The 25,659-nt window shown below is 66.2% G+C and carries 22 protein-coding genes; 6 read left to right on the forward strand and 16 right to left on the reverse strand.

Annotated elements, in window-relative coordinates; all coding sequences use genetic code 11:
- The first annotated feature begins 189 nt into the window (after nucleotides 1-189).
- From V7S63_RS02160 to V7S63_RS02170, 3 genes are all read left to right on the forward strand, one after another.
- Nucleotides 190-381, forward strand: a complete 192-nt coding sequence (locus V7S63_RS02160) for a hypothetical protein (RefSeq protein WP_091829315.1) — start codon at nucleotides 190-192, stop codon at nucleotides 379-381.
- A 55-nt stretch (nucleotides 382-436) separates the two neighbouring features.
- Nucleotides 437-835 carry a nuclear transport factor 2 family protein gene (locus V7S63_RS02165; protein ID WP_336529065.1) on the forward strand — a complete coding sequence of 133 codons (399 nt, stop codon included), beginning with the start codon at nucleotides 437-439 and terminating at the stop codon, nucleotides 833-835.
- A gap of 89 nt (nucleotides 836-924) precedes the next feature.
- A complete protein-coding gene (locus tag V7S63_RS02170; RefSeq protein WP_336529066.1) occupies nucleotides 925-1,812 on the forward strand; it encodes an alpha/beta fold hydrolase in 888 nt (295 codons plus the stop codon).
- 128 nt (nucleotides 1,813-1,940) lie between these two features.
- Here V7S63_RS02170 and V7S63_RS02175 read toward each other — a convergent pair whose 3' ends face one another.
- From V7S63_RS02175 to V7S63_RS02220, 10 genes are all read right to left on the reverse strand, one after another.
- Entirely contained in the window at nucleotides 1,941-3,260 is a 1,320-nt protein-coding gene (locus tag V7S63_RS02175; protein WP_336529067.1) for a M23 family metallopeptidase, read from the reverse strand.
- Between the two features lie 188 nt (nucleotides 3,261-3,448).
- On the reverse strand, nucleotides 3,449-6,148 hold the full coding sequence (gene tssH / locus V7S63_RS02180) for a type VI secretion system ATPase TssH (RefSeq protein WP_336529068.1): 2,700 nt from the start codon (nucleotides 6,146-6,148) through the stop codon (nucleotides 3,449-3,451).
- Nucleotides 6,149-6,177: 29 nt separating this feature from the next.
- Nucleotides 6,178-7,305 (reverse strand): type VI secretion system baseplate subunit TssG, encoded by a 1,128-nt coding sequence (gene tssG, locus V7S63_RS02185; RefSeq protein ID WP_336529069.1) that lies wholly within the window; start codon nucleotides 7,303-7,305, stop codon nucleotides 6,178-6,180.
- Complete coding sequence (tssF, locus tag V7S63_RS02190) at nucleotides 7,302-9,263, reverse strand: type VI secretion system baseplate subunit TssF (RefSeq protein ID WP_336529070.1); 1,962 nt, start codon at nucleotides 9,261-9,263, stop codon at nucleotides 7,302-7,304. Before tssF ends, tssG begins: the two co-directional genes overlap by 4 nt.
- A gap of 6 nt (nucleotides 9,264-9,269) precedes the next feature.
- Nucleotides 9,270-9,827, reverse strand: a complete 558-nt coding sequence (locus tag V7S63_RS02195; protein ID WP_336529071.1) for a type VI secretion system baseplate subunit TssE — start codon at nucleotides 9,825-9,827, stop codon at nucleotides 9,270-9,272.
- 162 nt (nucleotides 9,828-9,989) lie between these two features.
- Nucleotides 9,990-10,472, reverse strand: a complete 483-nt coding sequence (locus tag V7S63_RS02200) for an Hcp family type VI secretion system effector (protein ID WP_091829329.1) — start codon at nucleotides 10,470-10,472, stop codon at nucleotides 9,990-9,992.
- Between the two features lie 153 nt (nucleotides 10,473-10,625).
- Nucleotides 10,626-12,128 (reverse strand): type VI secretion system contractile sheath large subunit, encoded by a 1,503-nt coding sequence (gene tssC / locus V7S63_RS02205; protein WP_091829331.1) that lies wholly within the window; start codon nucleotides 12,126-12,128, stop codon nucleotides 10,626-10,628.
- 11 nt (nucleotides 12,129-12,139) lie between these two features.
- The gene (gene tssB / locus V7S63_RS02210; protein WP_091829333.1) at nucleotides 12,140-12,673 is read right to left on the reverse strand and encodes a type VI secretion system contractile sheath small subunit; all 534 of its coding nucleotides are present in this window, start codon (nucleotides 12,671-12,673) and stop codon (nucleotides 12,140-12,142) included.
- A 222-nt stretch (nucleotides 12,674-12,895) separates the two neighbouring features.
- Nucleotides 12,896-14,431, reverse strand: a complete 1,536-nt coding sequence (locus V7S63_RS02215) for a type VI secretion system protein TssA (protein WP_336529072.1) — start codon at nucleotides 14,429-14,431, stop codon at nucleotides 12,896-12,898.
- A 45-nt stretch (nucleotides 14,432-14,476) separates the two neighbouring features.
- A complete protein-coding gene (locus V7S63_RS02220) occupies nucleotides 14,477-15,022 on the reverse strand; it encodes an OmpA family protein (protein WP_244543657.1) in 546 nt (181 codons plus the stop codon).
- Nucleotides 15,023-15,138: 116 nt separating this feature from the next.
- On the opposite strand from V7S63_RS02220, the gene V7S63_RS02225 reads away from it, so the two are divergent.
- The 3 genes from V7S63_RS02225 to tagH are packed head-to-tail and all read left to right on the forward strand — an operon-like array spanning nucleotide 15,139 to nucleotide 19,022.
- The gene (locus V7S63_RS02225) at nucleotides 15,139-17,001 is read left to right on the forward strand and encodes a type VI secretion system Vgr family protein (RefSeq protein WP_100960169.1); all 1,863 of its coding nucleotides are present in this window, start codon (nucleotides 15,139-15,141) and stop codon (nucleotides 16,999-17,001) included.
- A gap of 17 nt (nucleotides 17,002-17,018) precedes the next feature.
- Nucleotides 17,019-17,576 (forward strand): DUF6931 family protein, encoded by a 558-nt coding sequence (locus V7S63_RS02230; RefSeq protein ID WP_100960167.1) that lies wholly within the window; start codon nucleotides 17,019-17,021, stop codon nucleotides 17,574-17,576.
- A gap of 60 nt (nucleotides 17,577-17,636) precedes the next feature.
- On the forward strand, nucleotides 17,637-19,022 hold the full coding sequence (gene tagH, locus V7S63_RS02235) for a type VI secretion system-associated FHA domain protein TagH (RefSeq protein ID WP_336529073.1): 1,386 nt from the start codon (nucleotides 17,637-17,639) through the stop codon (nucleotides 19,020-19,022).
- A 9-nt stretch (nucleotides 19,023-19,031) separates the two neighbouring features.
- On the opposite strand, the gene V7S63_RS02240 is transcribed toward tagH, so the two are convergent.
- From V7S63_RS02240 to V7S63_RS02265, 6 genes are all read right to left on the reverse strand, one after another.
- Entirely contained in the window at nucleotides 19,032-19,721 is a 690-nt protein-coding gene (locus V7S63_RS02240; RefSeq protein WP_100960164.1) for an ABC transporter ATP-binding protein, read from the reverse strand.
- Nucleotides 19,722-19,731: 10 nt separating this feature from the next.
- Nucleotides 19,732-21,024, reverse strand: a complete 1,293-nt coding sequence (locus V7S63_RS02245) for a lipoprotein-releasing ABC transporter permease subunit (RefSeq protein ID WP_336529074.1) — start codon at nucleotides 21,022-21,024, stop codon at nucleotides 19,732-19,734.
- A 16-nt stretch (nucleotides 21,025-21,040) separates the two neighbouring features.
- Nucleotides 21,041-22,378 (reverse strand): proline--tRNA ligase, encoded by a 1,338-nt coding sequence (gene proS / locus V7S63_RS02250; protein ID WP_336529075.1) that lies wholly within the window; start codon nucleotides 22,376-22,378, stop codon nucleotides 21,041-21,043.
- 139 nt (nucleotides 22,379-22,517) lie between these two features.
- Complete coding sequence (coaD, locus tag V7S63_RS02255; protein WP_091829349.1) at nucleotides 22,518-23,018, reverse strand: pantetheine-phosphate adenylyltransferase; 501 nt, start codon at nucleotides 23,016-23,018, stop codon at nucleotides 22,518-22,520.
- 124 nt (nucleotides 23,019-23,142) lie between these two features.
- Nucleotides 23,143-25,281, reverse strand: coding sequence for a methyl-accepting chemotaxis protein (locus V7S63_RS02260; RefSeq protein WP_336529076.1), 2,139 nt, complete (start codon nucleotides 25,279-25,281; stop codon nucleotides 23,143-23,145).
- Between the two features lie 92 nt (nucleotides 25,282-25,373).
- On the reverse strand, nucleotides 25,374-25,505 hold the full coding sequence (locus V7S63_RS02265; RefSeq protein ID WP_280141462.1) for a hypothetical protein: 132 nt from the start codon (nucleotides 25,503-25,505) through the stop codon (nucleotides 25,374-25,376).
- Nucleotides 25,506-25,659: the final 154 nt, after the last annotated feature.

Here is a 25,659-nt window from a genome sequence, read left to right on the forward strand (position 1 = left end):
CTATCAATCAATTTACATCAGATAGCGTGAATTTTCTTATTTCGAGGAAGAAGGAGAAGATCCTTCCCGAACCACCGACTCCGAGCCTGCTCGCGAGCGCGCCTGAGCCGTTGCCGCAGGAACTTTCGCTCAAGCACCTGCGTTGACGGGACATGCAGGCTGGTCCTGCGACACTACAGGGGGACTATCATGGCGAATTCGGCAAACCACGCGGTCGAGAGCTTGCGCAAGGAGCAGCGCGAACAGCGCAATGACGCGAAGAAGGCGGGTGGCTCGGCCGAGAAGGAACTCGACAAGGCGCTGAAGGACACCTTTCCCGCCAGCGATCCGGTCGCGCCGCAAGTTCCGACCAAGCCCGGAGCGCCCAAGCACCGGAGCTGATGCTGACACGCTCCATCGCGGACGGAGTTATTCTCCACCATCTCGGCCTGACGAGATGGAGATGGCCATGCCTGAGCGTGCGAGAGTCGATGCCTTTGTCGCCGCCGTCGTGGGCGGCGATCATGTCGGCGCCATTCGCGATTTCTACACTGACGACGCGACCATGCAGGAGAACGCCAACGAGCCGCGCCGCGGCCGCGAGGCGCTGATGGCGCACGAGGCGCGCGCGCTGGAGCGGCTCGAGAAGATGCATACGCATCCCCCCGCCGCAGTGCTGGTCGACGGCGACCATGTCGTCGTCCGCTGGATTTTCGACGCGACCGACAAGACAGGCGTGACGCGCCGGCTCGAAGAGCTGGCTTTCCAGCGCTGGCGGGGCGACCGCATCGCCGAAGAGCGCTTCTTCTACGACACCGGAAGCGCGTGGCGGGAGGTCGGTTCAAGCGCAACCTGACAGCAAGGTGAGATCGGGACACCTGAGCTCTCACTTGCAGCTGGTCTCGCCGGAGCGCTATCGACGTCGAAGCGGAAGCGAGAGCGTCGATGATTGATGGTGATCGCAACGAGGTCCGTCCTGCTGCGGCGTTCTTGCCCAGCGGGGTCCGGCTTCATCTGACGGAATTCGGATCTCGGGATGCCGAGCCGGTCCTGCTCCTGCATGGCTGGCCCCAGACGTCTTATGCCTGGCGACACGTTGCGCCCCTGCTGGCAAAGGCCGGATACCGGGCGATCGCGGTGGATCTGCGTGGCTTCGGCTACAGCTCGAAGCCGCCCGACGGCTATGACAAGAAGAGCGTCGCACGCGACCTGCTCGAACTGCTCGACAGCCTCGCCATTCCGTCGTGCTGGGTGGTCGGTCACGACATGGGCGGACAGGTGGCCTATCCGTTCGTGGCGCAATGGCCGGAGCGGGCGAAGGGCCTGGTGTTCATCGAGTCGGGCCTGCCCGGCTTCGGCCAGGAGAACGCCATGAACATCGCGCAGGGCGGGAGCTGGCATTTCGGCTTCAACGCCGCCGGCGACATCGCCGAGGCCCTGGTCGCCGGCCGCGAGCACATGTTCATCCGCCATATGCTGCATCGCGACAAGGTCGGTCTATGGGACCGCACGGCCATCGCCGAGGCGGACATCGCGGTCTATGCCGCGGCAGCGGCAGCCCCCGGCTGCCTGCGGAGCATGTTCGCCTACTACAGAACCCTGTTGTCGCATGACCTTCAGGACAACCTGGATTTCGGCTCGCGCAAACTGATGCTCCCGGTCCTGGCGATCGGCGCCGAGCACGGCTATCGCGGCGCAGCCTTCGCGACGATGCAGCGGGTCGCAGCAGATCCACAGGGCTGGATCGCCAGCCATAGCGGGCACTATGTTCCCGAAGAGCGACCGGTCGAACTGAGCGAGCGACTTGTCTCCTTCTTCGCCGGCGCCGGCTAGAGCAATTCCAGCAACAGCGCGCAGCTGTTTTGCGTCAGGAGTCGCGTGAAAATAGAGAGATGGAGCATTGAAGGCGAACCCGTGTTCGCCGGAAATGCTCTAGGCGCCGGACGGCACCTCGCGCCCACTCAGCGCAGGCCGCTCGGCCCGACCGTCAGCTTGTCGCCAATCTGGATGAATTTGAGGGGATTGCGCGCCTCGTCCGAGAGCCGCGTCTCATAGTGAAGATGCGGGCCGGTCGAGCGGCCGGTCGAGCCGACGCGGCCGATGACCTGGCCGGCGGCGACGATCTGGCCGGCCTTGACGTCGAAGGCCGAAAGATGGCCGTAGCGCGTCGTCACGCCATTGCCGTGATCGAGTTCGACGAGGTTGCCGTAGCCGCCGGCAACCTCGGCACGCAGCACCTTGCCTGCCCCGGCAGCATGCACCGGCGTGCCGGTCTCGCCTCGAAAGTCCATGCCGGCATGCATCGCGGTGCCGCCGGTGAACGGGTCGGAGCGCGGGCCGAAATTGCTGGTGGTGGTGTCGTCGGTCGGGACCGGGCGCTGGAATGGGACGATGGTCGCAAGGTCACGCCAGCGCCCGAAAACTGCGCGCGCTTCGCCGAGCTGCATCAGCGCATGCTCGAAGGTACCGGGCTTCACCGTCATCGGTATGAGCGGGCCGCCCATGCCCGGCTGGCCCGGCGGCAGCTTGACCTTGGCAGGATCGAGCCCGATCTCGGTCAGCGCTGCCTTCACTTCCTGCACACGGCCGACAAGCATGCGCCCGAGCGCCGGAAGCTGCTGGTTCTGGCCGTTCTGCACCCGGTCGAGCGATTGGCCGAGTATGGCGATGCGCTGGTCGAGCGACATCGTCTCAGCTGCCTTGACCGCTGCCGCGACCTGCCTGCGCTGTTGCGCCAGTATGGCGGGATTGACGCGATCCAGGACATTCTGGCCGTCGGCGAACTGATTGCCGCCCTGCGCCTTGGCGCCGCCCTGCGGCAGGATCGGCCCGACTGCCTGGCCGGTCAGCGCGCCGAGCAGGGCCTGGCGGGCCTCGAGCTCGATCTGACGCGTGATCAGGTCGGCGAGCTGGTCGCCCGCCTTGCCGGACGCAGCGGGCTGGCCCGGCTGCGACGGCAGGCCGGGCGAATTGCCGGAGGCGACGATGGCGCTGACGAGGCGACGCTGCAGCGCCTTGAGCTTCTCGTCATAGCTGCTCTGCAGGATGGCCTGCTCCTGCTGGAGTGCCGCGACGCGGCTCTTCTCCTCATAGAGCAGATAGCCGGTGACGCCGGCAGCGACGATCGCCAGGACAGCCAGAATCCAGGGCAGCACGCTGCCGCGTCCCGACCCTGACCGTCCGCCACCGCCACGCGGACGCCGCGCTGTCTCGCTCTCCGGCTGGAGAGAGGTGGTGCTGGCGGCCTCGTCGGGCCGTCGCTTCAGGCGAACCGGTTGCACGTCTCTGTTTCCGCGTCGAACCCGCCGCGCAAGTATATCTCAAACAGAGATCGGCGGCGATGCTTGTCTCGCTGCTGGCCCCGTTCCGTCATTCCGAGGAGCGTAGCGACGAAGCAATCCAGGGCACGTAGAGCCCGCCGCTCGTGAATTGCTTCGCCTTCCGTCGCAATGACGCTGGGACCACGACTTCAATTGCACGCGTAGTGGAAAGCGCCATCCTCCACCGTGACCTTCGCCTCGGTCAGCGGCTTCTTCTCCAATTGCAGGTTGAGGATGCTGCGCGAGAGCGCCGGCAGCATCGAGTTGGTGATGATGTTGTCGATCATGCGCCCGCCCGAATCCGGGTCGTTGCACTGGGCGACGATGTGCTCGACCACCGCGTCGTCATAGGTGAAGGCGGCGTTGTGATTGTCGCGCAGGCGCTTGCCGATGCGCCCGAGCTGGAGGCGCACGATCCCGCCGAGCATCTCGCCGGAGAGCGGGTAGTAGGGGATCGTCACCAGACGGCCGATCAGCGCGGGCGGGAAGACCTTGAGCAGTGCCGGCCGCAGCGCGACCGCGAGCTCCTCGGAATCCGGACGGCTCGCCTCGTCGCCGGCCATGCGCATGATCTCGTCGGTGCCGACATTCGAGGTCAGGATGATCAGTGTGTTCTTGAAGTCGATGCGCCTTCCGGTCCCGTCCTCCATCGTGCCCTTGTCGAAGACCTGAAAGAACAGCTCGTGCACGTCCGGATGGGCCTTCTCGACCTCGTCGAGCAGCACGACCGAGTAGGGCTTGCGGCGCACGGCCTCGGTGAGGCGTCCGCCCTCGCCATAGCCGACATAGCCGGGAGGCGCCCCCTTCAGCGTGGAGACGGTGTGAGCCTCCTGGAACTCGCTCATGTTGATGGTGATGACGTTCTGCTCGCCGCCATAGAGCGATTCAGCCAGCGCCAGCGCCGTCTCGGTCTTGCCGACGCCGGAGGGGCCGCAGAGCATGAACACGCCGATCGGCTTGTTCGGATTGTCGAGCTTGGCGCGATTGGTCTCGATGCGCTTGGCGATCATGGCGATGCCATGCCCCTGCCCGACCACGCGCTTGTTCAGCGTCGCGGCGAGGTTGAGCACGGTCTCGATCTCGTCCTTGACCATGCGGCCGACGGGGATGCCGGTCCAGTCGGAGACGACGGAGGCGACCGACTGCTCGTCGACATGGGCATAGATCATCCGGCCCGCCGGATCGATCGCGCCGAGCGCATCGAACTTCTCGCGCAGGCTGGCGCGCGTCGCCTCGGGATCGGCCGGCGCTTCGGCGGGCGCGGCCTCGGCCGATGCCTCGCCATCAGCAGGAACAGCCTCGGCGGCCGGTTTCTCGCCGAGCTTGCCGCGCAGCAGCGTGATCTCCTCGACGAGGGCGAGCTCGGAAGCCCAGTCGGCTTCGAGCGCCTCCAGCTTCGCCGTCAGCGCAGCGCTCTCTTCCTCGATCTTGCCGAGGCGCTCATCGGTGGCGTCGCCGAGATCCTTGTCGGCGATAAGCGCGATCTTCTCCTTCTCCAGCGCGGTAATGGCGACGCGGGCATCCTCGATCGCCGCCGGGGTTGCAGTCTGGCTGATCGCGACGCGAGCGCAGGCCGTATCGAGCAGGCTCACCGCCTTGTCGGGGAGCTGCCGTGCCGGGATGTAACGCGAGGAGAGCTGCACGGCTGCGACGATGGCGGCGTCGGAGATGCGGACCTTGTGGTGCTTTTCCATCGGCCCGATCAGGCCACGCAGCATCGTGCAGCAGCGCACAACGTCCGGCTCGTCGACCTGGACCGGCTGGAAGCGCCGGGTCAGTGCCGGATCCTTCTCGAAATACTGGCGATACTCGGACCAGGTCGTCGCGGCGATGGTGCGCAGCGTGCCACGGGCCAGCGCGGGCTTCAGCAGATTGGCGGCGTCGCCGGTGCCGGCAGCTCCGCCTGCGCCGATCAGCGTATGCGCCTCGTCGATGAACAGGATCACCGGCGTCGGCGAAGACTGGACCTCGTCGATGACCGATCGCAGGCGCTGCTCGAACTCGCCCTTCATCGAGGCGCCGGCCTGCATCAGGCCGATGTCAAGGGCGCAGACCTTGACCCCGCGCAAGGGCGGCGGCACGTCGCCGGCGACGATGCGCTGGGCGAAGCCTTCGGCGATCGCGGTCTTGCCGACGCCGGCCTCGCCGGTGAGGATCGGGTTGTTCTGGCGCCGGCGCATCAGCACGTCGATGACCTGGCGGATTTCGTCGTCGCGCCCGAGGATCGGGTCCATCGTGCCTGAGCGCGCCTTCTCGGTCAGGTCCTGCGAGAAGCGGTCGAGCGCGGTGGTGCCCTTGGCGCCATCCGCCTGCTCTGCGCCCGGCGTGCCGGCGGCGCGCAGCCCCGAGCCGTCCATCGGCCGCAGGTTCTCCTCTTCGGAGTCCTTCCAGATCTTGGCGTACCCGGCGGCGAGCTCCTCGACCGGGATCTTGCCGAACTCCTTGGAGATGCCGGTCAGCGCCCGCTTGAGCTCGAGCGATTTCAGCGCCGCGACCAGGACATGGCCGCTCCGGATCTGGGTCTCGCCGAAGAACAGCGTGGCGTAATGCCAGCCGCGGTCGAGCACGTCGACGACGTTGTTCGCGACGCCGGGCATCTCCGTTTCGTTCTTGCGGAAACCCTCGATGACGCCGCCGATATCGGTGGCCAGCCGAGCCATGTCGAGGCCGTAATGCTGCGCGGTCAGCCCGATATCGGTGGAGCGCCGCTGCAGGATCTGGGCGAGCCAGTGCGCCAGCTCGACATTGCGGTTGCCGGCTCCCTTGGCCTGGCGCAAGGCCTGGATGAAGGCTTCATAGCCGACGCGGTTGAGTTTGCCGGTGACGGCTTCGAGACTGATGTCGGCCATGGCGGTCCCCTATCGTCTGTCTTTTTGAATCAGGTTTGTTTCAATGAAGCTGGCTTGGTGGAAGCTTGCTTGGTCAAGTTCTGGCTTTGCCGGCTGCGCTTCTGGCGCATGCGTTCGGCCGGGTGGAAACGGGCATCGCGGCGCAGGCTGCCGTCCGGGACGTTCCAGTTCGGCGAGATCCAGCTCGACCAGCCGAGCGCGCCGGAGCGGCCGAGCTGCATTGGCTGGACCTTGCCGACCGGCAAAGCGAGCTCGACATCCCATTCGAACTGCTCGCCGAGATAGAAGAACACCGCGTCGGCCAGAGGCTCGCAGCGATCGCCATTCGGCAGGAAGCGATTGAACTGCTCGAGGTCGCGGGCGACGAGCTTGACCCGGAACTTGTCCTCGACACTGTAGACACTGGCGCCGAGCAGGACATTGCTGCCCAAGGCGCATTGGCCGCGGCCGAGCTTGGTCCTGTCCTCCGGGTCGAAGACCAGCCGCATGCCGACGAATTGCTCGACCTCGACCTCGATGTCGAAGAGCCCGGCGAGCAGGCTGCGCAGGCGCGAAGCCGACTTGGCCTGCGCGCCGGTGAGACCGGCATGGGCGAGCTTTTCGGGATCGGGGACGCTGTCACGGTTCTGATAGGGCTGCGAGCCCAGGCCCGTCATGCTGCCGACATAGGCGATGAAGCGGTCCCTGTCGGGCCGGTCATGCTGCGCGACAGGCCGCGAATCCGCCCAGGCCCGGTAGAAGAGCTGCAGGAAGCGGTTGTTGAAGATGTCGAGGAAGCGCGGGAAGGCGTCGTCGCGAACGAGCTGCCAGTGATAGCTCTCCTCGGTCGTCGCCAGCGGCAGCGCACCTTGCGGGCCGAGCAGGCCGAGGAACTTGACGAAGAGTCGCAGCCGGCCCTGCAGGTCGCGATCGGCCTCGGCGATGGTCGAGGCCGGGAAGTCCATATAGGGCTGTTCGCCGAGCGCGACGTATTCGTCCCGCCTGGCGGCGACGTCACCGATGCGCTCGCGCTCCGGGAAGCTACGTTCGATCCGGCGCAGCGCCGCATAGAAATCATGCCGCCAGGGCTCGGCCCGCAGCCCCTCGACGAAGGGCGGCTCGACACGCAGATCGTCGAGTGCAGCTGGTGGCGGCAGGGCTGGAGCGCGCTCGTTCACAGGATACGCCTCGTGCCGGCGCGCGGCGGGAAGCGCATCACCTCGCCGCGCTCGACGGTGCGGATCACGGTCTGCGTGAAATGGTTCATCGCCGCGTATTCGGCGAAGAAGCGGTCGAGGATCGCCCCCAGCAGGAAGACGCCGCTGCCCTCGAACGCCTTTTCGTCGAAGAGGACTGTGATCTCGAGCCCGCGCGCAGCGCCTGTTCCGGCCCGCTGCGGGAAGCGCCGGATCACCGGGCGGCTGTCGACACTCTTGATGCCGCGGATGCGGCGCTCCGTGGCGCTATCGGCGAGGTCGGCGAAGAGCGAGAGCATCTCGCGCAGCGCCTCGGCGTTCTCGCCGGCGCCACGCTGAACCAGGCCGAGATGGTTGAGGCTGAGCAGATTGATCAGCCGCCAGGTGACGACGCCGGTGCTCGCCGTCTCCGAGCGCAGCCGAAGCTGCGAGACGATCGGCTCGCGCGGCGGGGTCGGACCGGCGAGGGAGGTCACGTCGAGCACGACATTGTCGATCAGGCGGAAATCGGCGCCGCCGACGCCGGTCGGCAGATGCTCGGTCAAATGGCGGTTGGAGCAGAGAGCCCGGATGCTGAGCTCGGCCACGGCTGCGGCATCGGAAACCGTCGCCGGCTCGTAGAGGGAGATGAACATCTCGGTGCCGGTATAGTCGGACGCCCGCCCCTCGCGGCGCTCCGCCGAGGAACGCCGGCGCGGCAGCCGCCGCTGCGTGTAGAGCAGGCCGTGGGTCGGCGAAGCGCCTTCGGGTGAGGAATAGAGCGGGTGGACCGGCTGCTTGTCGCGGCCGCCGCTATAATGCGCGTAGACGTCGAGGATCGAGTGCGGCTCGTAGTCGAGCATGCGGCTGCGATCGGGCACGACGTGATATTCGTGCTCGTTCCGGCGCACCGGGATGCGGTCGGTCGTCTTCTCGAACAGGTTCACCGCGGGGGCGGCATAGAGCGCGAACATCTCGCGCTGGACCGCTGCCGGCAGGCGCGTGTTGACCTCGTCGAAGACGAAGATGATGTCGACCGTCTTGGCCTTGAGCCGGGACATCACCTTGTCGAGACCGCTCAGCTTGAAGCCGAGGAATTTGCGCGGGAACCAGAACTGCTCGCGCAGCAGGTCGAAGCCGCGGAAGACCCGCGTATCGGCCGGCAGCAGCGCCTCGTCCTCATCGAAGCCGATCTGCTCCAGCGCGCACTCCGCCCCCAACAGCACCACGGGATCGCCGAACTCGTCGAGATAGCGGAAATAGAGGCCGAGGCGGTCGGCGAAGATCTGCTCATAGAGGGCGATCGCATCGGCTTCCGTGCCGAGCAGGTGCACTGTGAGCTCGCGCGTCTTGCAGCCGGCAAACCAGCTGTTCGGCAGCTTGCTCGCCTGCTCCGGCGACGGTTCCTCGGCCGGGTCGCTGGCGATGCGATGGGTCAGCGACAGGCGCAGTCCCGAGAGCACCCGGCCGTCGGCCGGGAGCCCAAGCGCCTGCAGCCGCCCCGGCGCGGCGATGTATTCGGCCGAGGCGACCTCGAACGGCCAGATCGTGACGGGCGAGCTCAGCCGGTAGCGGCAGGCGACGCGTCGGTCGCGCTCGACATAGGTTGCGTCGAGATAGGAGCCACGCGGCACCTCGACCCCCTCGCGCAGGGCCGGGTCGCCGTAGGTGGGCGCGATCCCGGCCAGTAGAGCCGACGGCGTCGGCGCCAGATAGTTCGGGATCAGCTGCTCGAGCAGATTGTTGGTGAACTCGGGGAATTCGTGCTTGAGCTTGAGCTGGACCCGCGCGGCAAGGAAGGCCGCCCCCTCCAGCAGGCCGCCGACCATCGGGTCCATGCGCTCGCCGACGAGACCGCCGAGCCGCTCGGCGATGCCGGGGTATTCCTCGGCGAACTCCTTCGTATGCTCGGTGAAGAGCCTGAGCTCGCGATTGTAGAAGTCGAGGAATTCCTGGTTCATTCCACGCTACCGGTTCTTGATCGCGATCTTGCCGGTGTCGAGTTCGACATCGGCGACGAATTGCACCGGAATATTCAGCGGCTCGCAATTGAGATCTGCCCGCACGATGAAGCGGATCTTGAGCTCGGCTTTGTCGAGCCCTTCGTCGCGCTCGACCACGATCGACTGCTTCATTAGCCGCGGCTCGTAAGCGAGCAGCACCTGCGCGAGCTCGTCCTTGATCGCGCCGACCCGGTGCTCGTCGATCGACTTGTTCTGGACGTCCGGGAAGCCGCAGTTGAGCACGGAGCGGCGGACATGCTCGAAGCGCGACAGATCCGTCGAGGAAGCGAAATTGATCGTGTTGACCAGGGCTTCGAGGTCGAGCGCGATCTCCTGGCGCAGTTTGCTCTCGGTGATCGCGGTCCGCGGCGCAGCGCGGCGCCCAGCCACCACGCGCTCGCCGCCGGCGTCGCGCAGGTCGAGCTGGACCTTCGCGTCCTTGGCGCGATGCGCCTCGCGGAAGGCGAACATCAACGGCGGTCGCAACCGGTTCTTCGACTTGGGGTCGAGCATCTGGGTCATCCCGAACGAAGCTGCTCAATGCGACGGACTCCCGGTGATTGCTGCCGCAATCGCGGGGAGTCCATGCGGAACGTGACAGGATCGGCGACGCCGGTCGAGGCGAGACACCGGAAGCTGCCCTCCAGCCGGGCCCGCCCGAGCGGACCCGGCTGGAATGGCGTATTACTCTTGGTTCTTCTTGAGGTCGTAGGTACCAGTGATCGCCGAACCGAGCGAGCCGTCCTTGTTCTGCGGCTTGTATTCGAACTTGATCTTGGCAAAGTTCAGCGAGAACTGATCGGTCGGGACCGGGTTGCCGCCGGTCGAGTCGCCCGACTGGTAGCTTGACACGAGCAGGTCCTCGAGCGTGACCGTGTAGAACTCCTGCTGGCCCTTGCCCTGCTTGCGGACGTGCAGCACGGCCTTCTTGATGTGCTCGCCGGTCGAGCACTTCAGCATCAGGGTCGCCGATGCCTTGTTGACGTTGGCCGTGCAGTGCAGGTCCTGATAGCTCGCCTTGCCGGCGCCGCCGCCATGCCCGGCGGCGTGCGTGCCGGAATTGCTGACGCCCCAGGAGAAGGATTCGATCTCGATCGTGTCCTTGTGCTTGGCGTCCTGGCTTTCGCCCTTGATACCGTCGATCTCCAGATGGAAGTCGCTAGCCATGGTGCTCTCCAATTGTTGGCTGATTGAGGTGATTTAGGCATAGAACTCGCGTCGCCTGGAGAGCTCCCCCATGCGTCGCTACTCTCCCTGCGCCGCGAGCGCAGGGTCGACTGTTGTCCTGGGGGCCGGCGCGCCTAAGGGCCCGCCTAGGTCTCAGGTCTTAGGCGCCGGCAGGCGCGAGACGAGGCTCAAACCGATATCCATGCCCTCGAGCTGGAAGTGCGGCCGGAGGTAGAACTTGGCCGAATAATAGCCAGGGTTCTCCTCGTCCTCGAAGACGTCGATGCGCGCATCGGACAGGGGCTTGCGCGCCTTCGTCTCCTCGCTGGAGTTCAGCGGATCGCCGTCCACATATTCGGTGATCCACTCCTGCAGCCAGCGACGCAGGGGTTCGCGCTCCTTGTAGGAGCCGATCTTGTCGCGCACCATGCACTTCAGGTAATGCGCGAAGCGCGACACGGCGAACATATAGGGAAGTCGCGAAGACAGGTTGTCGGAGGCCGTCGCCGCGACGCCGTCGGGCCCGAAGAAGGTCTTGGGCTTGTAGAGCGACTGCGCGCCGATGAACGCCGCCTTGTCCGTGTTCTTGCGATGGATCAGCGGGATCAGGCCGGACTTGGCCAGTTCCGCCTCGCGGCGGTCGCTGATCGCGATTTCGGTCGGGCACTTCAGGTCGACGCCGCCGTCATCGGTCGGGAAGGTATGGGTCGGCAGGTTGAGAACCTCGCCGCCCGACTGGACGCCGCGGATGCGGGTGCACCAGCCATACTCCTTGAAGGCCCGGTTGATGTTCACCGCCATGGCGTAGGCGGCGTTCATCCAGGCGTATTTCTCGCCCTTGTGGCCGTCGGTGTCTTCCTCGAAGGCGAACTCCTCGACCGGCTCCGACTTGGCCCCGTAGGGAACCCGCGCCAGCACCCGCGGCAGGCACAGGCCGACATAACGGGAGTCGGCCGCGTCGCGCAGGCCCTTCCAGGCCGCATAGTCCGGCGTGTCGAAGACCTTGCCAAGGTCGCGCGGGTTCGAGAGCTCCGTCCAGGAGTCCATGCCCATCAGGTTCGGGTCGGCGCCGGTGAAGAATGGCGCATGGGCGGCGGCCGCGATCTTGGAGAGATCGCGCAGCAACTGCACGTCCGTGGGGGCGTGGCTGAAGTGATAGTCGCCGACGAGCGCGCCGAAGGGCTGGCCGCCGAGCTGACCGAACTCCTGCTCGTAGAGCTGCTTGAACAGCGGGCTCTGGTCCCAGCGGGCGCCGGGATAGGTCTTGAGATTGCGGTAGAGCTCGGTCTTGCCGACGTTCATCACCTTGATCTTCAGCTGCGAGTCGGTCTCGGAGTTGAAGACGAGGTAGTTGAGGCCGCGCCAGGCGCTTTCGAGCTTCTGGAATTCCGGTGCGTGCAGCACCTCGTTCATCTGCTCGCTGAGCTTGGCGTCGAGCCGGGCGATCATCTCCTCGATCGTGTCGAGTACGTCGCCCTTGATCAGCGTCGAGTCGGCGAGAGCCTGGTTGACCAGGGTCGCGACCGCGTTCTCGACCTCGCTGGCCGCTCGTTCGGTCTTCGGCTTGAAGCTCTGCTTCAGCAGTGCCGAGAAGTCGTCGGCGCCTTGCGTTTCAGCAGCTGCCGCGCCGGGTTGTTGGATCTGTGCTTCCGCCATAGCCGCCTCGCTTACCCGTTGCTGTCCTGCTTGTCGTCACCAGCCGGCTTTTCGCCGAGCTTGTCCTTCAGCGCCGCCATCAATTGCGGATCAGCCAGAAGGGCCTTGAGCTGGTCGCTGGCCGCGACCTTGCCATCCATGTAGCGCAGGAGGTTGGCGAGCTGCTCGCGTGCCTCCAGCAGCTTGGCCGTCGCCGGAATCTGGCGGGCGATCGCAGCCGGGTTGAAGTCCTCGTATTTCTTGAACTTCAGCGACACGGACAGCTTGTCGCTCCCGTCCCCGAGCTTGTTCGGCACGGTAAAGGCCGCGCCCGGTTCGATCGCGGCCATGCGCTGATCGAAATTGTCCATGTCGATGTCGAGGAACTTGCGGTCGCCAACGTCGGGCTTCTCGACCGCCGAAGCATTGCCCGACAGATCGGCGAGAACCCCCATCACGAAGGGCAGCTCGACCTTCTGGTCGGCATTGTAGGGATCCTCATAGGTAATGTGGACCCGCGGTGGCCTATTGCGGCGAATGAATTTCTGCCCCGAATCTCCGGCCATGACGGCGCCCCTTCCTTTAGAGGCATCACGCAAGGAGAGCGTGATGCCACGCTTACGATCCAGCTCGCTATACCATACACACTTGCCGACCGCTTGACAGTTCTTGTCGAACTGCTCGCATCGGCTGCACAAGATCCAGCCAGCTCAGCTTTGCAGGCGGATGACGTCACCGCATCCACCGAACGAATGAGGCGCGGCGCTCCACGAAGGGACCGTCGCGACCTACTCGCCGCTGCTCTGCCTTATGCCGACTTCAGGCAGGATATCGCCGAGCAGCGACAGAAAATCTTGCTGCGCCAGCGCACAGGCCTTGTCCATCAGCAGCGGCACCGGATTGGACGGCTCGGCGTGACGATAGAAGCCGGCGACGGCCTTCATCCGGGCGATCGCCTCGGCCCGGCTCGCGACGGCGATCGCTGCGACAGGCGCGGCCATTGTCGCGGCGCTCGCCTTGGGCTCAACCTCGGCTTCCTCAGGCTGCTCGCGCTCAGTCTCCTCGTCGGCGCCCTGTTCCCCTTCGTCGTCGGCTTCCTCGTCAGCTCCGTCCCCGGCGTCCGTCTCCTCATCATCGGACGAGTTTTCCTCGTCATCATAGGATGAGCTCTCTTCGTCGCCATCGGAGGCGTAGCCGTCGTCCTCACCGCTGTCGTCGCCATAGCCGCCGCCAGAACCATCGCCACCCAGGCGCTCCAGCGGCAGCTGGTATTTCGTGTCGTCGCCGATCTCGAGCATCGCCTTGTCGACGTGCTCCGGGAACATGATCTGGATGACCTCGATCAGCGACTTGCCGATCAGGCGCTGCGCCTGGCCGATCAGCAGCACGGCCGGGCTCGACGGCTCGACCCGGCGGAAATAGGCGAGACAGCCGGCGAGCGCGGCCTGGGCCTCGTCGACGGAGGCGCAGACGCCGGGCGGAAGCGCCGCAACCACAATCGTCCCGGTCGCAGCGCCGCCGACGGCTGCGGGCACCTCGGCGCCGGCGGCGCCCTGCCCGCCGGGCGCCTTCCGTTCGATCGCGGCCTCGAGAAACGCGATGATCTGCCCGACAAGTCCGGCAAGCCGCGGGAAGGTCACCGCCTGGTCGGTGCCGAGCTTCTCGCTCCAGATCGCGCGCAATCGCAACTGCGCGTCCCGGATCGCGGTGACATGGCCGAGCATCGCCGTCAGGTCGGAGAGTTCCACCTCCTTCAGCGCCGCGTTGATTCCGCCGGCGTCGGGGTGTTTCTCATCCTCGCCGGGCCGCAGCTCGCCCGAGGCGACGAGCTGGCTGCGGAACATCACCGGTCCCAGCCGCTTGCTCAGGAACAATGGCGCATGCTGCAGCGGCAGGGCGACAGTGGCGTTCTCGTCGAGCCCCTGCAGCGCGACCTCGCGCATGATGAAGTCGCCGTCCTCGGCCCGAGGATAGACCTCTTCCCAATAGTCGCCGAGATAGCTCACGATCAGCCCGAGGCTCGCGGCGAAACCGGCGATGTCGCGATTGAGCAGACAAAGCTTGCCCGCCAGGACGAAGCCACGCAGGTCGCGGCTCTGCTTGAGCACCTTGCCGAGATCGCCGAAGGCTACGGGAAAATCGATCGTGCTGCGATCGAACGGGATCTGCCGCCCTTCGTCGTCGCGGCGAAAATAGGAGGTCGGCAGCGCCACTTCGAGGCGCGCCATGACGTTCATGACATCGGGATCGGCATCCGGATCGGGACCGCAGGGATCATCCGCCGAAACCGGCTTCGCCAGATCAGCGAAATTGAGCGCGGCCATGCCCCCTCACGATCAATCGAGCTTATCGGGGCGGCCGCCTGGCCGTCACTCCACCTGCAGCCGCGTCTCGACCCGGCGATTATCGGCCGAGAACTTGTCGGAAACGACGGGCTTGCTCTGGCCGAGGCCGCGCGGGACGAGCTTGGCGGTATCGACGCCCCGATCGCTGAGATAGCGCACGACCGCCTTGGCGCGCCGCTCCGACAGACTCAGATTGTAGTCCGCGGTGCCGCTGGCATCAGTGTGCCCCTCGACCAGGAAACTGCTCGCCGAAAGCTGCGGATCCTTCAGCGCCTTGGCGAACTCGTCGAGATTCACCCGCGCCTCGGGCTCGAGCACGTCGGAATTGTATTTGAACTTGACGACGAGATCGAAGGCGGTCGGCGGCTTCACGACGTGGCCGGCCTTGTTGCACTCGGCCTCGGTGCCGACGCACAGGCCGCGCGAGACGCCGAGATTCGGCTTCGCGGCTCCGAAGTGCTTGACGATATCGTCCGCCTTGTAGGCCTGTGCCTGCGCGGAAAACGGCGACAGGACGCAGAAGCCTGCGGCAAGAGCGGCACTAACCATGACAAGGGCCTGCTTGCGCACGGTCTTCCTCCCGTTTAGGTTCGCTGAGGCGGTTGAAGACTGACGGCGCGAACTATGCCTCGCAGCGTTTGCTGCGTCAATAGTCGTCTCTTGTCGCAAGCCACGAGGTTTTGTTGATGCCCGCCGCTCCAGGACAATCGAAAAGACTTGCCTCCTTTACGACACCGGCGGGTCAAGATGTCTTCTCACTTCTCAAGTTTGAGGCGCGCGAAGCTCTCAGCGAATTATTTGTTTATCAAATCGAGGCTGTGAGTACTTCTCGGGGCGACGATCTTCAAAATTTAATTGGCGAGAAATGCCATATTAAAATGACGCTGAAGAACGGTGAAGACCGGATCTTCAACGGCGTGCTCGTCGAGGCGCAGTGGCTCGGCCGGGAGAAGGATCTCGACCACTACCGTTTCGTGCTGCGGCCCTGGCTCTGGCTGCTCTCGCAGCGCTCCGATTGCCGCATCTTCAAGAACAAGACGGCGCTCGACATCATCAAGACGATCTTCGGGAAAGAGGACAAGGCGAGCTTCGAGGACCGCGTCAGCGAGCCGCCGCCGGAGATCGACTATTGCGTGCAGTACCGCGAGTCCGATCTCGACTTCGTCCTGCGCCTGATGGAGAAATACGGCATCTACTACTATTTCAAGCACACCGAGGGGGACCACAAGCTGGTCCTTTCGGATGCGCGCAACTCGCATGATGCGGTGACTGCCGCAGCCGAGCCGAGCTTCGCGGGAGCCGGCGCCGCCTACCCGTTCATGCCGACGGACGGGGCCCAGAGGCGCCGGATCGAGCATCTGACGCAATGGTCGGCGCAGCGGCGGCTGCGGACCGGCAAGATCGAGATCAAGGACTATGATTTCGAGAAATCCACCTCGGACCTGACGGCGCGCGCCGAGGACGGCTTCCCGCGCACCAAGTCCTACGAGGCGTTCGACTATCCCGGCGCCTATCTCGACCGCGGCAAGGGCGAGAAGCTCGCCCGTATCCAGGTCCAGGCCGAGCAGGCGCAGGACGAGCGGCGCCTCGCCGTCGGCGATGCGCCCAGCCTCAATCCTGGGACCCTGATGACGTTGGCCGATCATCCCGTCGGCTCGGAGAACGCCGAGTTCCTGGTGGTGCGGGCGACGCACAGCTACGGCGTGCAGAGCTATCGCTCGTCCAAGCGCACCGACCAGGCGATCTATCACGGCTCCTACGAACTCCAGAAAGCCACCAAGCGCTTCCGCGCCCCGCTGCTGACACCCTCCCCGCTCCATATCGGCCCCGACACAGCCAAGGTGGTCGGCGAGAAGAACAAGGGCGAGGAAGGCGACATCGACGTCGACAAGTACGGCCGGGTCTGGCTGCGCTTCCACTGGGACCGCGAGAAGGAGTCGACCTCCTGCCGCGTGCGCGTGGCGCAGGCCTGGTCGGGCAAGAACTGGGGCGGCCAGATCATCCCGCGCATCGGCCAGGAGGTCGTGGTCTCCTATATCGGCGGCGATCCCGACCGGCCGATCATCACCGGCGCCGTGGTCAACGACCAGCACATGCCACCCTACGACCTGCCGGCCAACAAGACCCAATCGGGCCTGAAGTCGGAATCGACCGATGGCGGCGGCAAGTCGGGGAAGTTCAACGAGATCAAGTTCGAGGACCTGGCCGGCAAGGAGGTCTTCTCCATGCAGGCCGAACGCGACCACAAGACCGAGGTCTTCAACCTCGAGACTCGCGACGTCGGCAAGAAATTCGAGGGCGGCCCGACCGACTTCGCCCGCACGACGCAGATCCTGAGCGGCAGCGACAAGCTGCACGTCAAGCAGGGCAAGCGCTATGTCGAGGCTGCTCTGGAGATCAAGCTGGTCTGCGGCCAGAGCGAGATCACGATGACGCCGACCAACATCACCATCACCTCGCCGATGATCAAGGTCGAGAGCACCGCAAAGACCGAGATCAACGGCGGCGGCATGACCATCATCACGGGCGGCGTCGTCAAGATCAACTGACAGCCTCTGGTACAGCGATGTCGAAACTTCGGTTCAGCACAGCGCAGGAGGTCTTCGAGACCTTCCCCGCCGCGCGCGAGATCATCCAGACCGCGCCGACCACCGAGCCGCCGCTAAGCTTCCTGCGCAAGCTCCTTGCCTCGGGCGATCACAAGGACGCGATCGGCTTCTGCGCCTTCCTGATGCCACGCCGCGAAGCCGTCTGGTGGGCCCTGCAGAGCGTCCAGCGCATGCAGCCTGCCGGAACCGCAGCAGATCCCGGCCTGAAGGCAGCCGAAGCCTGGGTTCGCGACCCGACCGACGAGACGCGCCGTGCTGCCCTGGCGCTCGGCGAAAGCGGCCATCACGCCAGCCTCGGCACTTGGGTCGCGCTGGCGGCCGGATATTCCGGCGGCAGCATGGTGGCGAGCCATGCCGTGCCCGCACCGCCGGACTTGACCGCCAAGACGGCGCGGATCGCGGTATTAACCGCACTCGGAAGGGTATCCGAGCCAGAACGCGATGCCGCATTGCGAAATTGCGTCGAAGCATGCATTCGTCTGATCGATGACGAAAGCGGCAGGACGAGAGCATAGCTTGGCCCCGGCGCCGATGCGGCAGCCGGTGTCGGACTATGACGAGGCGGGCGGCCCGACATGGCGCTGACGCTGACGATCGAGAACCAGGCTTCACTGCCGGATGGCGGCCCGCTCAGCGTCACGCTGAGCGGCGGGCGCGGGCTGGATATCGGCCGCGACCAGCATCTCGACTGGTGCCTGCCGGATCCGAGCCGGGCCATCTCCGGGCGGCATTGCGAAATCCGCTTCAACGACAACGCCTACTGGCTGCGCGACATTTCGACCAATGGCACCTTCGTCAATGGCGGTGCCTATCGGGTGCAGTCGCCCTACCGGTTGCAGCATGGCGACCGGCTCGAGATCGGCCAATACATCATCGCGGTCGCGATCGACGAGGCGGAGCGCGGAGCCCCCGGCCCGGCCGAGCGAGCGGCGATGCCGCCGCCGCCCGGCGAATCGTTGTGGGACTCGAACGGTGACGAAGCGCCGCCGATCGCCCGCCGCGATCTGATTCCGCCGCAAAAATACCAGCCCGTGCACGCGCCCTTCATCGACTGGGCCGCCGATATCCCGACTCCGTCGGAATCGGCGCAGGTCTATGCTGCGCCGCCGGCTCCGCCTCCCCAACCGTCACGGCCGGACGACCTTGCCTGGGCGCCCTACCAGCCACCGCCGGTGCCCGAGCCGGAGCCGATCGCCCCGATCCCGACGCCGCGCCGGCCCCCCTCGGCCGCGCCGGTCGGCAATCCGTGGGACGAGGCGCCGGCCGTGCCGCCACCACGTCCGAGTTTCGACGCTCCTTACGACCCGCCGCCCCGGCCCATGGCGCCGCCGCCGCCACCTCCCCCGCCGTCAATGGGCGCACCGGCGGGCGGCCCGTCGATCTCGGCGGCCGAGTTCATCGCCCGCTTCGCGCGTGGGGCGGGCCTGCCGGTCGAGGAGCTGACCTGGCAGGATCCCGGCGCCTTCGCCGAGCAGACCGGCGCGCTGATGCGCCTGATCGCCATCGAGCTGAAGGCGCTGCTGGCGGCGCGGGCCGAGAGCAAGCGCATCGCGCGCAGCTCCAACCAGACGATGATCCAGGCGCAGGACAACAACCCGCTGAAGTTCTCGCCGACGATCGAGGATGCGCTGAAGCTGATCTTCGGCCGGCCGACGAGCGGCTACCTCAATGCGCAGAAGGCGTTCGAGGAAAGCTTCAGGGACCTCAAGGTCCACCAGATCAAGACCTATTCGGCGATGCAGCACGCGCTGCGCATGCTGGTCGAGGACCTCGATCCGCAGGCGGTCGCCGAAGGGCTCGACGTCGGGCGCGGGCTCGACGGCCTGCTCTCCTCGCGCAAGGGCAAGCTCTGGGACGCCTATGTCGCGCGCTGGGAGGCGAAGACCGCCCCTTACGAGGACGGGCTGGTCGACGCCTTCATGCTCTATTTCGCCGAGTGCTACGACCGCGGCGGGGGCTGAGCCAAGATCTCAGCCGAGCGGCACGACCATCCCGTCGCGGATCGTGACCTGGCGGTCCATGCGGGAGGCGAGGTCGAGATTATGCGTCGCGATCAGCGCCGCGAGGCCCGAAGCACGCGCCAGCGCCACCAGCGTGTTGAAGACGTGCAGCGAAGTGTGCGGGTCGAGATTGCCGGTCGGCTCGTCGGCCAGCAGCACGCGCGGCGCATTGGCGACGGCGCGGCCGATCGCGACGCGCTGCTGTTCGCCGCCCGACAATTCGCCCGGCAGGTGATCGAGCCGGTCGCCCAGACCAAGGAAGCTCAGCAGCTCGGTCGCGCGCGATGCGGCCTCGGCCTTGCCCAGGCCGCGAATGCGCTGCGGCAGAACGACATTCTCCAGCGCGGTGAACTCCGGCAGGAGATGGTGAAACTGATAGACGAAGCCGATCTCGGTGCGCCGGAGCCGGGTCAGGCCCTTGTCGTCGAGCTGCGAGGTCGGCACGCCGCCGATGAAGACCTCGCCGCCATCGGGGCTCTCCAGCAGGCCGGCGACGTGCAGCAGGGTCGACTTGCCGGTACCGCTCGGGGCGACCAGCGCGACGAGCTCGCCCGGCCAGATCGCGAAATCGGCCTTGCGGAGGATCTCGAGCGGACCGTCGGATTGGGGATAGTAGCGCTCGATCTGGGAGAGGAAGAGCGCCGGCGTCTCGGTTGCCATTGTCGCGTCCTCAACCCATCCGCAGGGCTTTGACGGGGTCGAGCCGCGCCGCCTTCCACGCCGGATAGAGCGTCGCCAGCAGAGACAGGACGAGCGTCATCACCACGACGGTGGCAACCTCGCGCCAGTCGATCACCGAGGGAATATCGCTCAGGAAGCGCACGGTCGGATCCCAGGGATTGATACCCAACAGCTTGCTCAAGCCCTTGTTGATGGTCTGGATGTTCCTGGCGAACAGGATGCCTAGGACGAAGCCGGCGAACGTGCCGACCACGCCGATCGCCGCGCCCGTGATCAGGAAGACCCGCAGCACCGTGCCACGCGAGGCGCCCATGGTGCGCATGATCGCGATGTCCTCCGTCTTGTCCTTCACCAGCATGATCAGGCCGGAGACGATGTTCAGCGTCGCGACGAGCACGATCAGGGTCAGGATGATGAACATGACATTGCGCTCGACCTCGAGCGCGTTGAAAAAGGTGCGATTGCGCTGGCGCCAGTCGGACAGAACGAGCGGCCGCGGCGGGTCGGCCTCGATCCTGTCGCGCACTGCCTGCGTCTGGTCGGGATTGTCGATGAAGATCTCGATGACGTTCACGTCGCCATCGCGGTTGAAATAGGCCTGGCTCTCGGCGAGCGGCATGAAGACGAAGGAGGCGTCGAACTCCGACATGCCGATCTCGAAGATCGCCGTGACCGGATAGGCCTTGATCCGCGGCGCCGTGCCGAACGGCGTCGAAGCGCCACGCGGCGTGACGATGGTGATGGTGTCGCCGACCTGCAGGCCGAGCGAGCCCGCGAGCCGCCGGCCGATCGCGACGCCGTTGGCCGTGGCGAAGCCGTCGAGCGTGCCCTGGCGGACATTGCCGGCGATGAAGGGGATCGACTTGATGTCGCTCTCCGAGATGCCGCGCACCAGGACGCCGCCATTGCCGACCTGCGACGAGGCCAGCGCCTGCCCCTCGACGAGCGGGATGGCGAGCTTGATGCCCTGCACCTGGCGCAGCTTGGCTGCGACCTGCTCGTAATCGTCGAGCGGGCGGTCGATCGGCGTCGCGAAGATATGGCCGTTGACGCCGACGATCTTCTCCAGCAACTCCTTGCGGAAGCCGTTCATCACCGACATCACGATGATCAGCGTCGCGACGCCGAGCAGGATGCCGAGGAAGGAGAAGCCGGCGATGACCGAGACGAAGCCCTCGCGCCGGCGTGTGCGCAGATAGCGGCCGGCAAGCAGCCATTCGAAGCCGGCGAAGGCTTTCGTGCCGGTCGGCACGCTCTCCCGAGCCTCGGAGCCGGCGCTCATGACCGCTCTCCTCCGCTCACGCGTTCGTGGCCTTGCCCGGGAAGCGCGCCAGCGCCGCCTCGAGCGAGACCAATTCGCGCTCGCCGCCGGCGCGGCGCTTGAGCTCGACCTTGCCCTCGGCCAGCCCCTTCGGGCCGACGATGATCTGCCAGGGTATGCCGATCAGGTCGGCGGTGGCGAACTTGCCGCCCGGGCGCTCGTCGCGGTCGTCATAGACCATGTCGTACCCCTTCGCGGCGAGCCCCTTGTAGAGCTGCTCGCTGGCGGCGTCGGTGGCGGCGTCGCCGACCTTGAGGTTGAGCACGGCGATGTCGAAGGGCGCGATCTCATCGGGCCAGACGATACCGCCCTCGTCATGACCGGCCTCGATCAGCGCGGCGACGAGACGGCTGGGGCCAATGCCGTAGGAGCCGCCATGCAGCAGCACCTGCTGGCCGTCCGGGCCGGTCACGCTCGCGCCCATCGGCTCGGAGTACTTGGTGCCGAAATAGAAGATATGGCCGACCTCGATGCCACGGGCGGAGACGCGTTTGTCCTCGGGAATCGCCTCGAAGGCGGCCTTGTCGTGCATCTCCTCGGTGGCGGCGTAGAGGCTCGTCCACTTGTCGAAGATGCCCTGCAGGCCAGGCACGCTGTCGAAATCGGTGTCTGCGGCCGGCGTGTCGAAGGTCAGGTAGTCGCTGTGGCAGAAGACCTCGCTCTCGCCGGTCGATGCGAGCACGATGAATTCGTGGCTGAGGTCGCCGCCGATCGGGCCGGTGTCGGCTTTCATCGGGATCGCCTTCAGGCCGAGCCGGGTGAAGGTGCGCAGATAGGCGGTGAACATGCGGTTGTAGGCGTGCCGCGCCGCTTCCTTGTCGAGATCGAAGGAATAGGCGTCCTTCATCAGGAACTCGCGGCCGCGCATCACGCCGAAGCGCGGGCGGACCTCATCCCGGAACTTCCACTGGATGTGATAGAGGTTGAGCGGCAGATCCTTGTAGGACTTGACGTAGGAGCGGACGATCTCGGTGACCATCTCCTCATTCGTCGGGCCGTAGAGCATGTCGCGGTCATGCCGGTCCTTGATCCGCAGCATCTCCTTGCCATAGGCGTCGTAGCGCCCGCTTTCGCGCCAGAGATCGGCCGACTGGATGGTCGGCATCAGGATCTCGATGGCGCCAGCGCGATTCTGCTCCTCGCGCACCACCGCACTGATCTTGTCGAGTACGCGCAGGCCGAGCGGCAGCCACGAGTAGATCCCGGCGGACTGCTGGCGGATCATGCCGGCGCGCAGCATCAGCCGGTGCGAGACGATCTCCGCCTCCTTGGGCGTATCGCGCAGGATCGGCAGGAAGTAGCGGGACAGGCGCATGGAACACTCGTCGAAGGGGCGATGCACCGAGCGCGCACCGATTCAGATCAGTCCAGAGACACCATCGGCGTTTGCAAATTGCAAACGCTAATGCACGTCGCCGCGAGGCAAATGCACATCGATGGCGTTCGCGAAGGCGTTAGCGCCTGGCGAACTTCGTCTTCAACCTGTCGCTGACAACAGGCGGAACGAAGGCGGAGACGTCGCCGCCCATCGCGGCGATCTGGCGCACCAGAGTCGCGGTGATGTGGCGCGCCTGCGGCGTCGAGGGCAGCAGCACGGTCTGCAGTTCGGGCGCCATGGTGTGGTTCATGCCGGCCAGCTGCATTTCCATGTCGAGATCGGTGCCGTCACGCAGGCCACGCACCAGGATGGTGGCGCCGGCGCGCTTGGCCGCATCGATGGTCAGGTCGGCGAAAGTCGTGACCTCGAGCTCAGTCTTGAACTCGGCGGCGACCGGGCCGGCGATGGCGCGCAGCAGCTCGGCGCGTTCCTCGGCGGTGAAGATCGGAGTCTTGCCCGGGTGGACGCCGATGGCGAGGACCAGCTTGTCGACCAGCCGGCAGGCGGCCTCGATCATGTCGAGATGGCCGTTGGTGACGGGGTCGAACGACCCGGCGTAGAAGGCGGTGTGGCTCATGCCCTGAGCGTTAGCCAACGCAGGCTTCCGCGACAAGCCATAGAGCCGGATCGGATCAGGCTGTTTCACCCTGGTCCGTGAATTCGTCTCTGACGTTGAAGTTAGAGCCCGATAGAATCCGACTCTATGCGACGCGCAGCTCGCCGATGACATGGTCGACACGCGCATTCAGCGCCTGGGCCAGCCCGGTCAATTCGCTCGCCGCCTTCAGCACCGCATCCGACGCGCCCGTGGTGTTGCGCGAGGCGAGTGCGACCTGACTTGTGGCCTGGCCGATCAGCACGATCTCCTGGGTCGCGGCGAGGACGTCGGCGGCGATGGCGTGGGCCGCCTCATGCTGGCGCTGCATGGTCTGGCTGGTGCGGCGCGTCGCCTCGTTCAGTTCCAGCACCAGCGCGCGGATACCGACGATGCCCTCGACCGTCGCGGCGGTCGCCTGGTTCATCGCCTCGATCTGGCGGGCGATATCCTGCGTCGCATTGGCGGTCTGCGTCGCCAGCGACTTCACCTCATTGGCGACGACGGCGAAGCCCTTGCCGGCTTCGCCAGCGCGGGCCGCCTCTATCGTCGCGTTGAGCGCGAGCAGGTTGGTCTGGCCGGCGATGGCCGAGATCAGCCCGACCACCTCGGAGACCCGCGCCGCGCCATTGGAGAGACCATCGACGATCCGGCTGACCGAATCCGCGTGCTCGCGCGCCTGGCCGGCGGTCGCATCCGAGGTGCGCACTTCGGCGGCGAGCGCATCGACCGCGCCGAGCAGGTCCTGCGCCGCATGCTCGATCGACTTGACGCTGCGGATGGCATTGCCGGTCGCTGCGTCGGTATCGGCGGCGCCGGCCTGGGTCTCGCGCGCGCCTTCCGCGAGCTGATGCGCCGTCGCGTCCAGGGTCTGCGCCGAGACGGAAACGGAGGCCGAGACGGTCCTGACAGATTCTTCGAGTTCGCCTGCCAGCTCCTTCAGCAAGGCGCGGCGGTGCTGTTCGGCATCGGCAAGGCGGATCTCCTGCTCGGCCTCCCGCCGCTGCGCCTCGCCGCGCAAGGTCTCGCGGATCATGTCTATCGACTTGGCGATGCCGCCGATCTCGTCGCGGCGTCCGGCTCCGGGAATGCCTTCCTCGGTCCGGCCCGCGGCAACGCCCGCCAGCCTGTCGGACAGCCGCGTGATCGGGCGTGCCACCGACCAGCCGAGCAGGATCGCAATGCCGAACAGGGGCAGCAGCACCAGCAAACCGGCGGAGACGACGGCGCTACGGATCGTGCCGACCACGGCGAAGGCGTTCGCCTCCGGCTCGGTCAGCCAGAGCAGCCAGCGCTGATCGCCGATGACCACCTCCTGCCCGCTGGCGACAAGCGAGCGGCCATCATGGCTGGTCATGCGGATGAGCGCATGCTCCGGCTGCCCGGCCAATCGACTGCGATCGAGCGTTTCGCGCGGTGAGGCGCCATTGCGCCGGGCAGCCGGATTGGAGCGCATGAAGCCGTCGGAGCCGATGACGAAGATCCGCTCGGCCCCGGAACCGGCCGGGTTGAAGGCGAGGACGTCGTCGATCAGGCGTGTGTCGACGGCGATGACGATCGTCCCGACCTGTTCGCCCGTCCCGGCTTCGGCATCGTAGAACGGCGCCGCCAGGAAGGCGCGCGGATCGCCGCCGACCGGGTCATAGGGTGCAAAGTCAAGCACAACCTGTTCGCCCGCCGCCTTGCCGCGGGCCAGCTCTACCGATTTTGCCAGGCCGGTGCCGGCGAGATCCTCGTCGCTCAGGAGGCGGCCGAACTCTGGCCCCTTGGTGACGCTGTAAACCACCCTGCCCTTGCGCGAGACCAGGTAGATATCGGCGTAATTGAATTGCTTGAGTGCCGCCGAATAGGTCTCGTGGACCGGCACATGCCGCCAGGAATAGCCGTGCTGGTGCTCGCGACCGGTGCGGGCGACGCGCTCGGCCAGCGAGAGCGAACCGTCACCCTGATAGTAGCCGAGTATGCTGCGGTAATCGTGCGGGCCGAGCTCCAGCCATTTGCCGATCTCGTCGAGCGCCGAGACGGTGAAGGCGCTGCGGGCGTGGACGGCTAGTTCGGCGCGCAATTGCAACCAGCGGCGCTCGATGGCGCGGACATGGCTTTCGGCCAGCGCGTGCATGCGCTCGCGCACGGCGCCCTGCGCCCAGTTCGAGACGGCGAGATAGGCGGACGAGCCTACTGCTAATGCGGCGAGCAGGGCCAAGGCGAGCATGGCGACCGGAAGCCTGATCCTGAGACTGAACACGAATCAGGTCTCCGCCCGACATCGACTGCGCAAGAACAGCCAACACGAGCGCGGTTAACGTTGCTTGAAGCGCTTGACGCGCCGCAACGGCCCTACAACACGCCTGGCAGCGGCGCGAAGGCGGCGAGCGCGGTGGCGCCGCCAAGAACGACGGTGAACAGCGCAATGGCGATGGCTGCCAGCGACACCCGGCGCGGCCGCCGGACGAGAGAGTCGAACTGCATGGATCCTCGATGCGAATCAGTGCGTTACCCAGTCCATGGGTGTCGCGAACGCCTGGCCATGCCGTGGCGGAAAGGTGGAGAAACCATGGCATGCCTCTGCGGCAGCCAGGCCCCTGCACATCGCACTGACAAATTCCTGCCCTCACGCTGGTTC

Origin of the sequence: Allobosea sp. CCNWLY174 (assembly GCF_037120455.1) — a bacterium.
Taxonomy (GTDB): domain Bacteria; phylum Pseudomonadota; class Alphaproteobacteria; order Rhizobiales; family Beijerinckiaceae; genus Allobosea; species Allobosea lupini.

Bases quoted from the DNA above. Each gene is read 5' to 3' on its own strand.
- V7S63_RS02215 (WP_336529072.1), bottom strand. From the start codon at position 14,431: ATGGCCGCGCTCAATTTCGCTGATCTGGCGAAGCCGGTTTCGGCGGAT.
- tagH (WP_336529073.1), top strand. From the start codon at position 17,637: ATGGCGCTGACGCTGACGATCGAGAACCAGGCTTCACTGCCGGATGGC.
- V7S63_RS02230 (WP_100960167.1), top strand. From the start codon at position 17,019: ATGTCGAAACTTCGGTTCAGCACAGCGCAGGAGGTCTTCGAGACCTTC.
- V7S63_RS02160 (WP_091829315.1), top strand. From the start codon at position 190: ATGGCGAATTCGGCAAACCACGCGGTCGAGAGCTTGCGCAAGGAGCAG.
- tssF (WP_336529070.1), bottom strand. From the start codon at position 9,263: ATGAACCAGGAATTCCTCGACTTCTACAATCGCGAGCTCAGGCTCTTC.
- tssH (WP_336529068.1), bottom strand. From the start codon at position 6,148: ATGGCCGACATCAGTCTCGAAGCCGTCACCGGCAAACTCAACCGCGTC.
- tssB (WP_091829333.1), bottom strand. From the start codon at position 12,673: ATGGCCGGAGATTCGGGGCAGAAATTCATTCGCCGCAATAGGCCACCG.
- proS (WP_336529075.1), bottom strand. From the start codon at position 22,378: ATGCGCCTGTCCCGCTACTTCCTGCCGATCCTGCGCGATACGCCCAAG.
- V7S63_RS02195 (WP_336529071.1), bottom strand. From the start codon at position 9,827: ATGACCCAGATGCTCGACCCCAAGTCGAAGAACCGGTTGCGACCGCCG.
- V7S63_RS02225 (WP_100960169.1), top strand. From the start codon at position 15,139: ATGCCCGCCGCTCCAGGACAATCGAAAAGACTTGCCTCCTTTACGACA.
- tssC (WP_091829331.1), bottom strand. From the start codon at position 12,128: ATGGCGGAAGCACAGATCCAACAACCCGGCGCGGCAGCTGCTGAAACG.
- V7S63_RS02240 (WP_100960164.1), bottom strand. From the start codon at position 19,721: ATGGCAACCGAGACGCCGGCGCTCTTCCTCTCCCAGATCGAGCGCTAC.
- coaD (WP_091829349.1), bottom strand. From the start codon at position 23,018: ATGAGCCACACCGCCTTCTACGCCGGGTCGTTCGACCCCGTCACCAAC.
- V7S63_RS02245 (WP_336529074.1), bottom strand. From the start codon at position 21,024: ATGAGCGCCGGCTCCGAGGCTCGGGAGAGCGTGCCGACCGGCACGAAA.
- V7S63_RS02165 (WP_336529065.1), top strand. From the start codon at position 437: ATGGAGATGGCCATGCCTGAGCGTGCGAGAGTCGATGCCTTTGTCGCC.
- V7S63_RS02170 (WP_336529066.1), top strand. From the start codon at position 925: ATGATTGATGGTGATCGCAACGAGGTCCGTCCTGCTGCGGCGTTCTTG.
- V7S63_RS02265 (WP_280141462.1), bottom strand. From the start codon at position 25,505: ATGCAGTTCGACTCTCTCGTCCGGCGGCCGCGCCGGGTGTCGCTGGCA.
- V7S63_RS02200 (WP_091829329.1), bottom strand. From the start codon at position 10,472: ATGGCTAGCGACTTCCATCTGGAGATCGACGGTATCAAGGGCGAAAGC.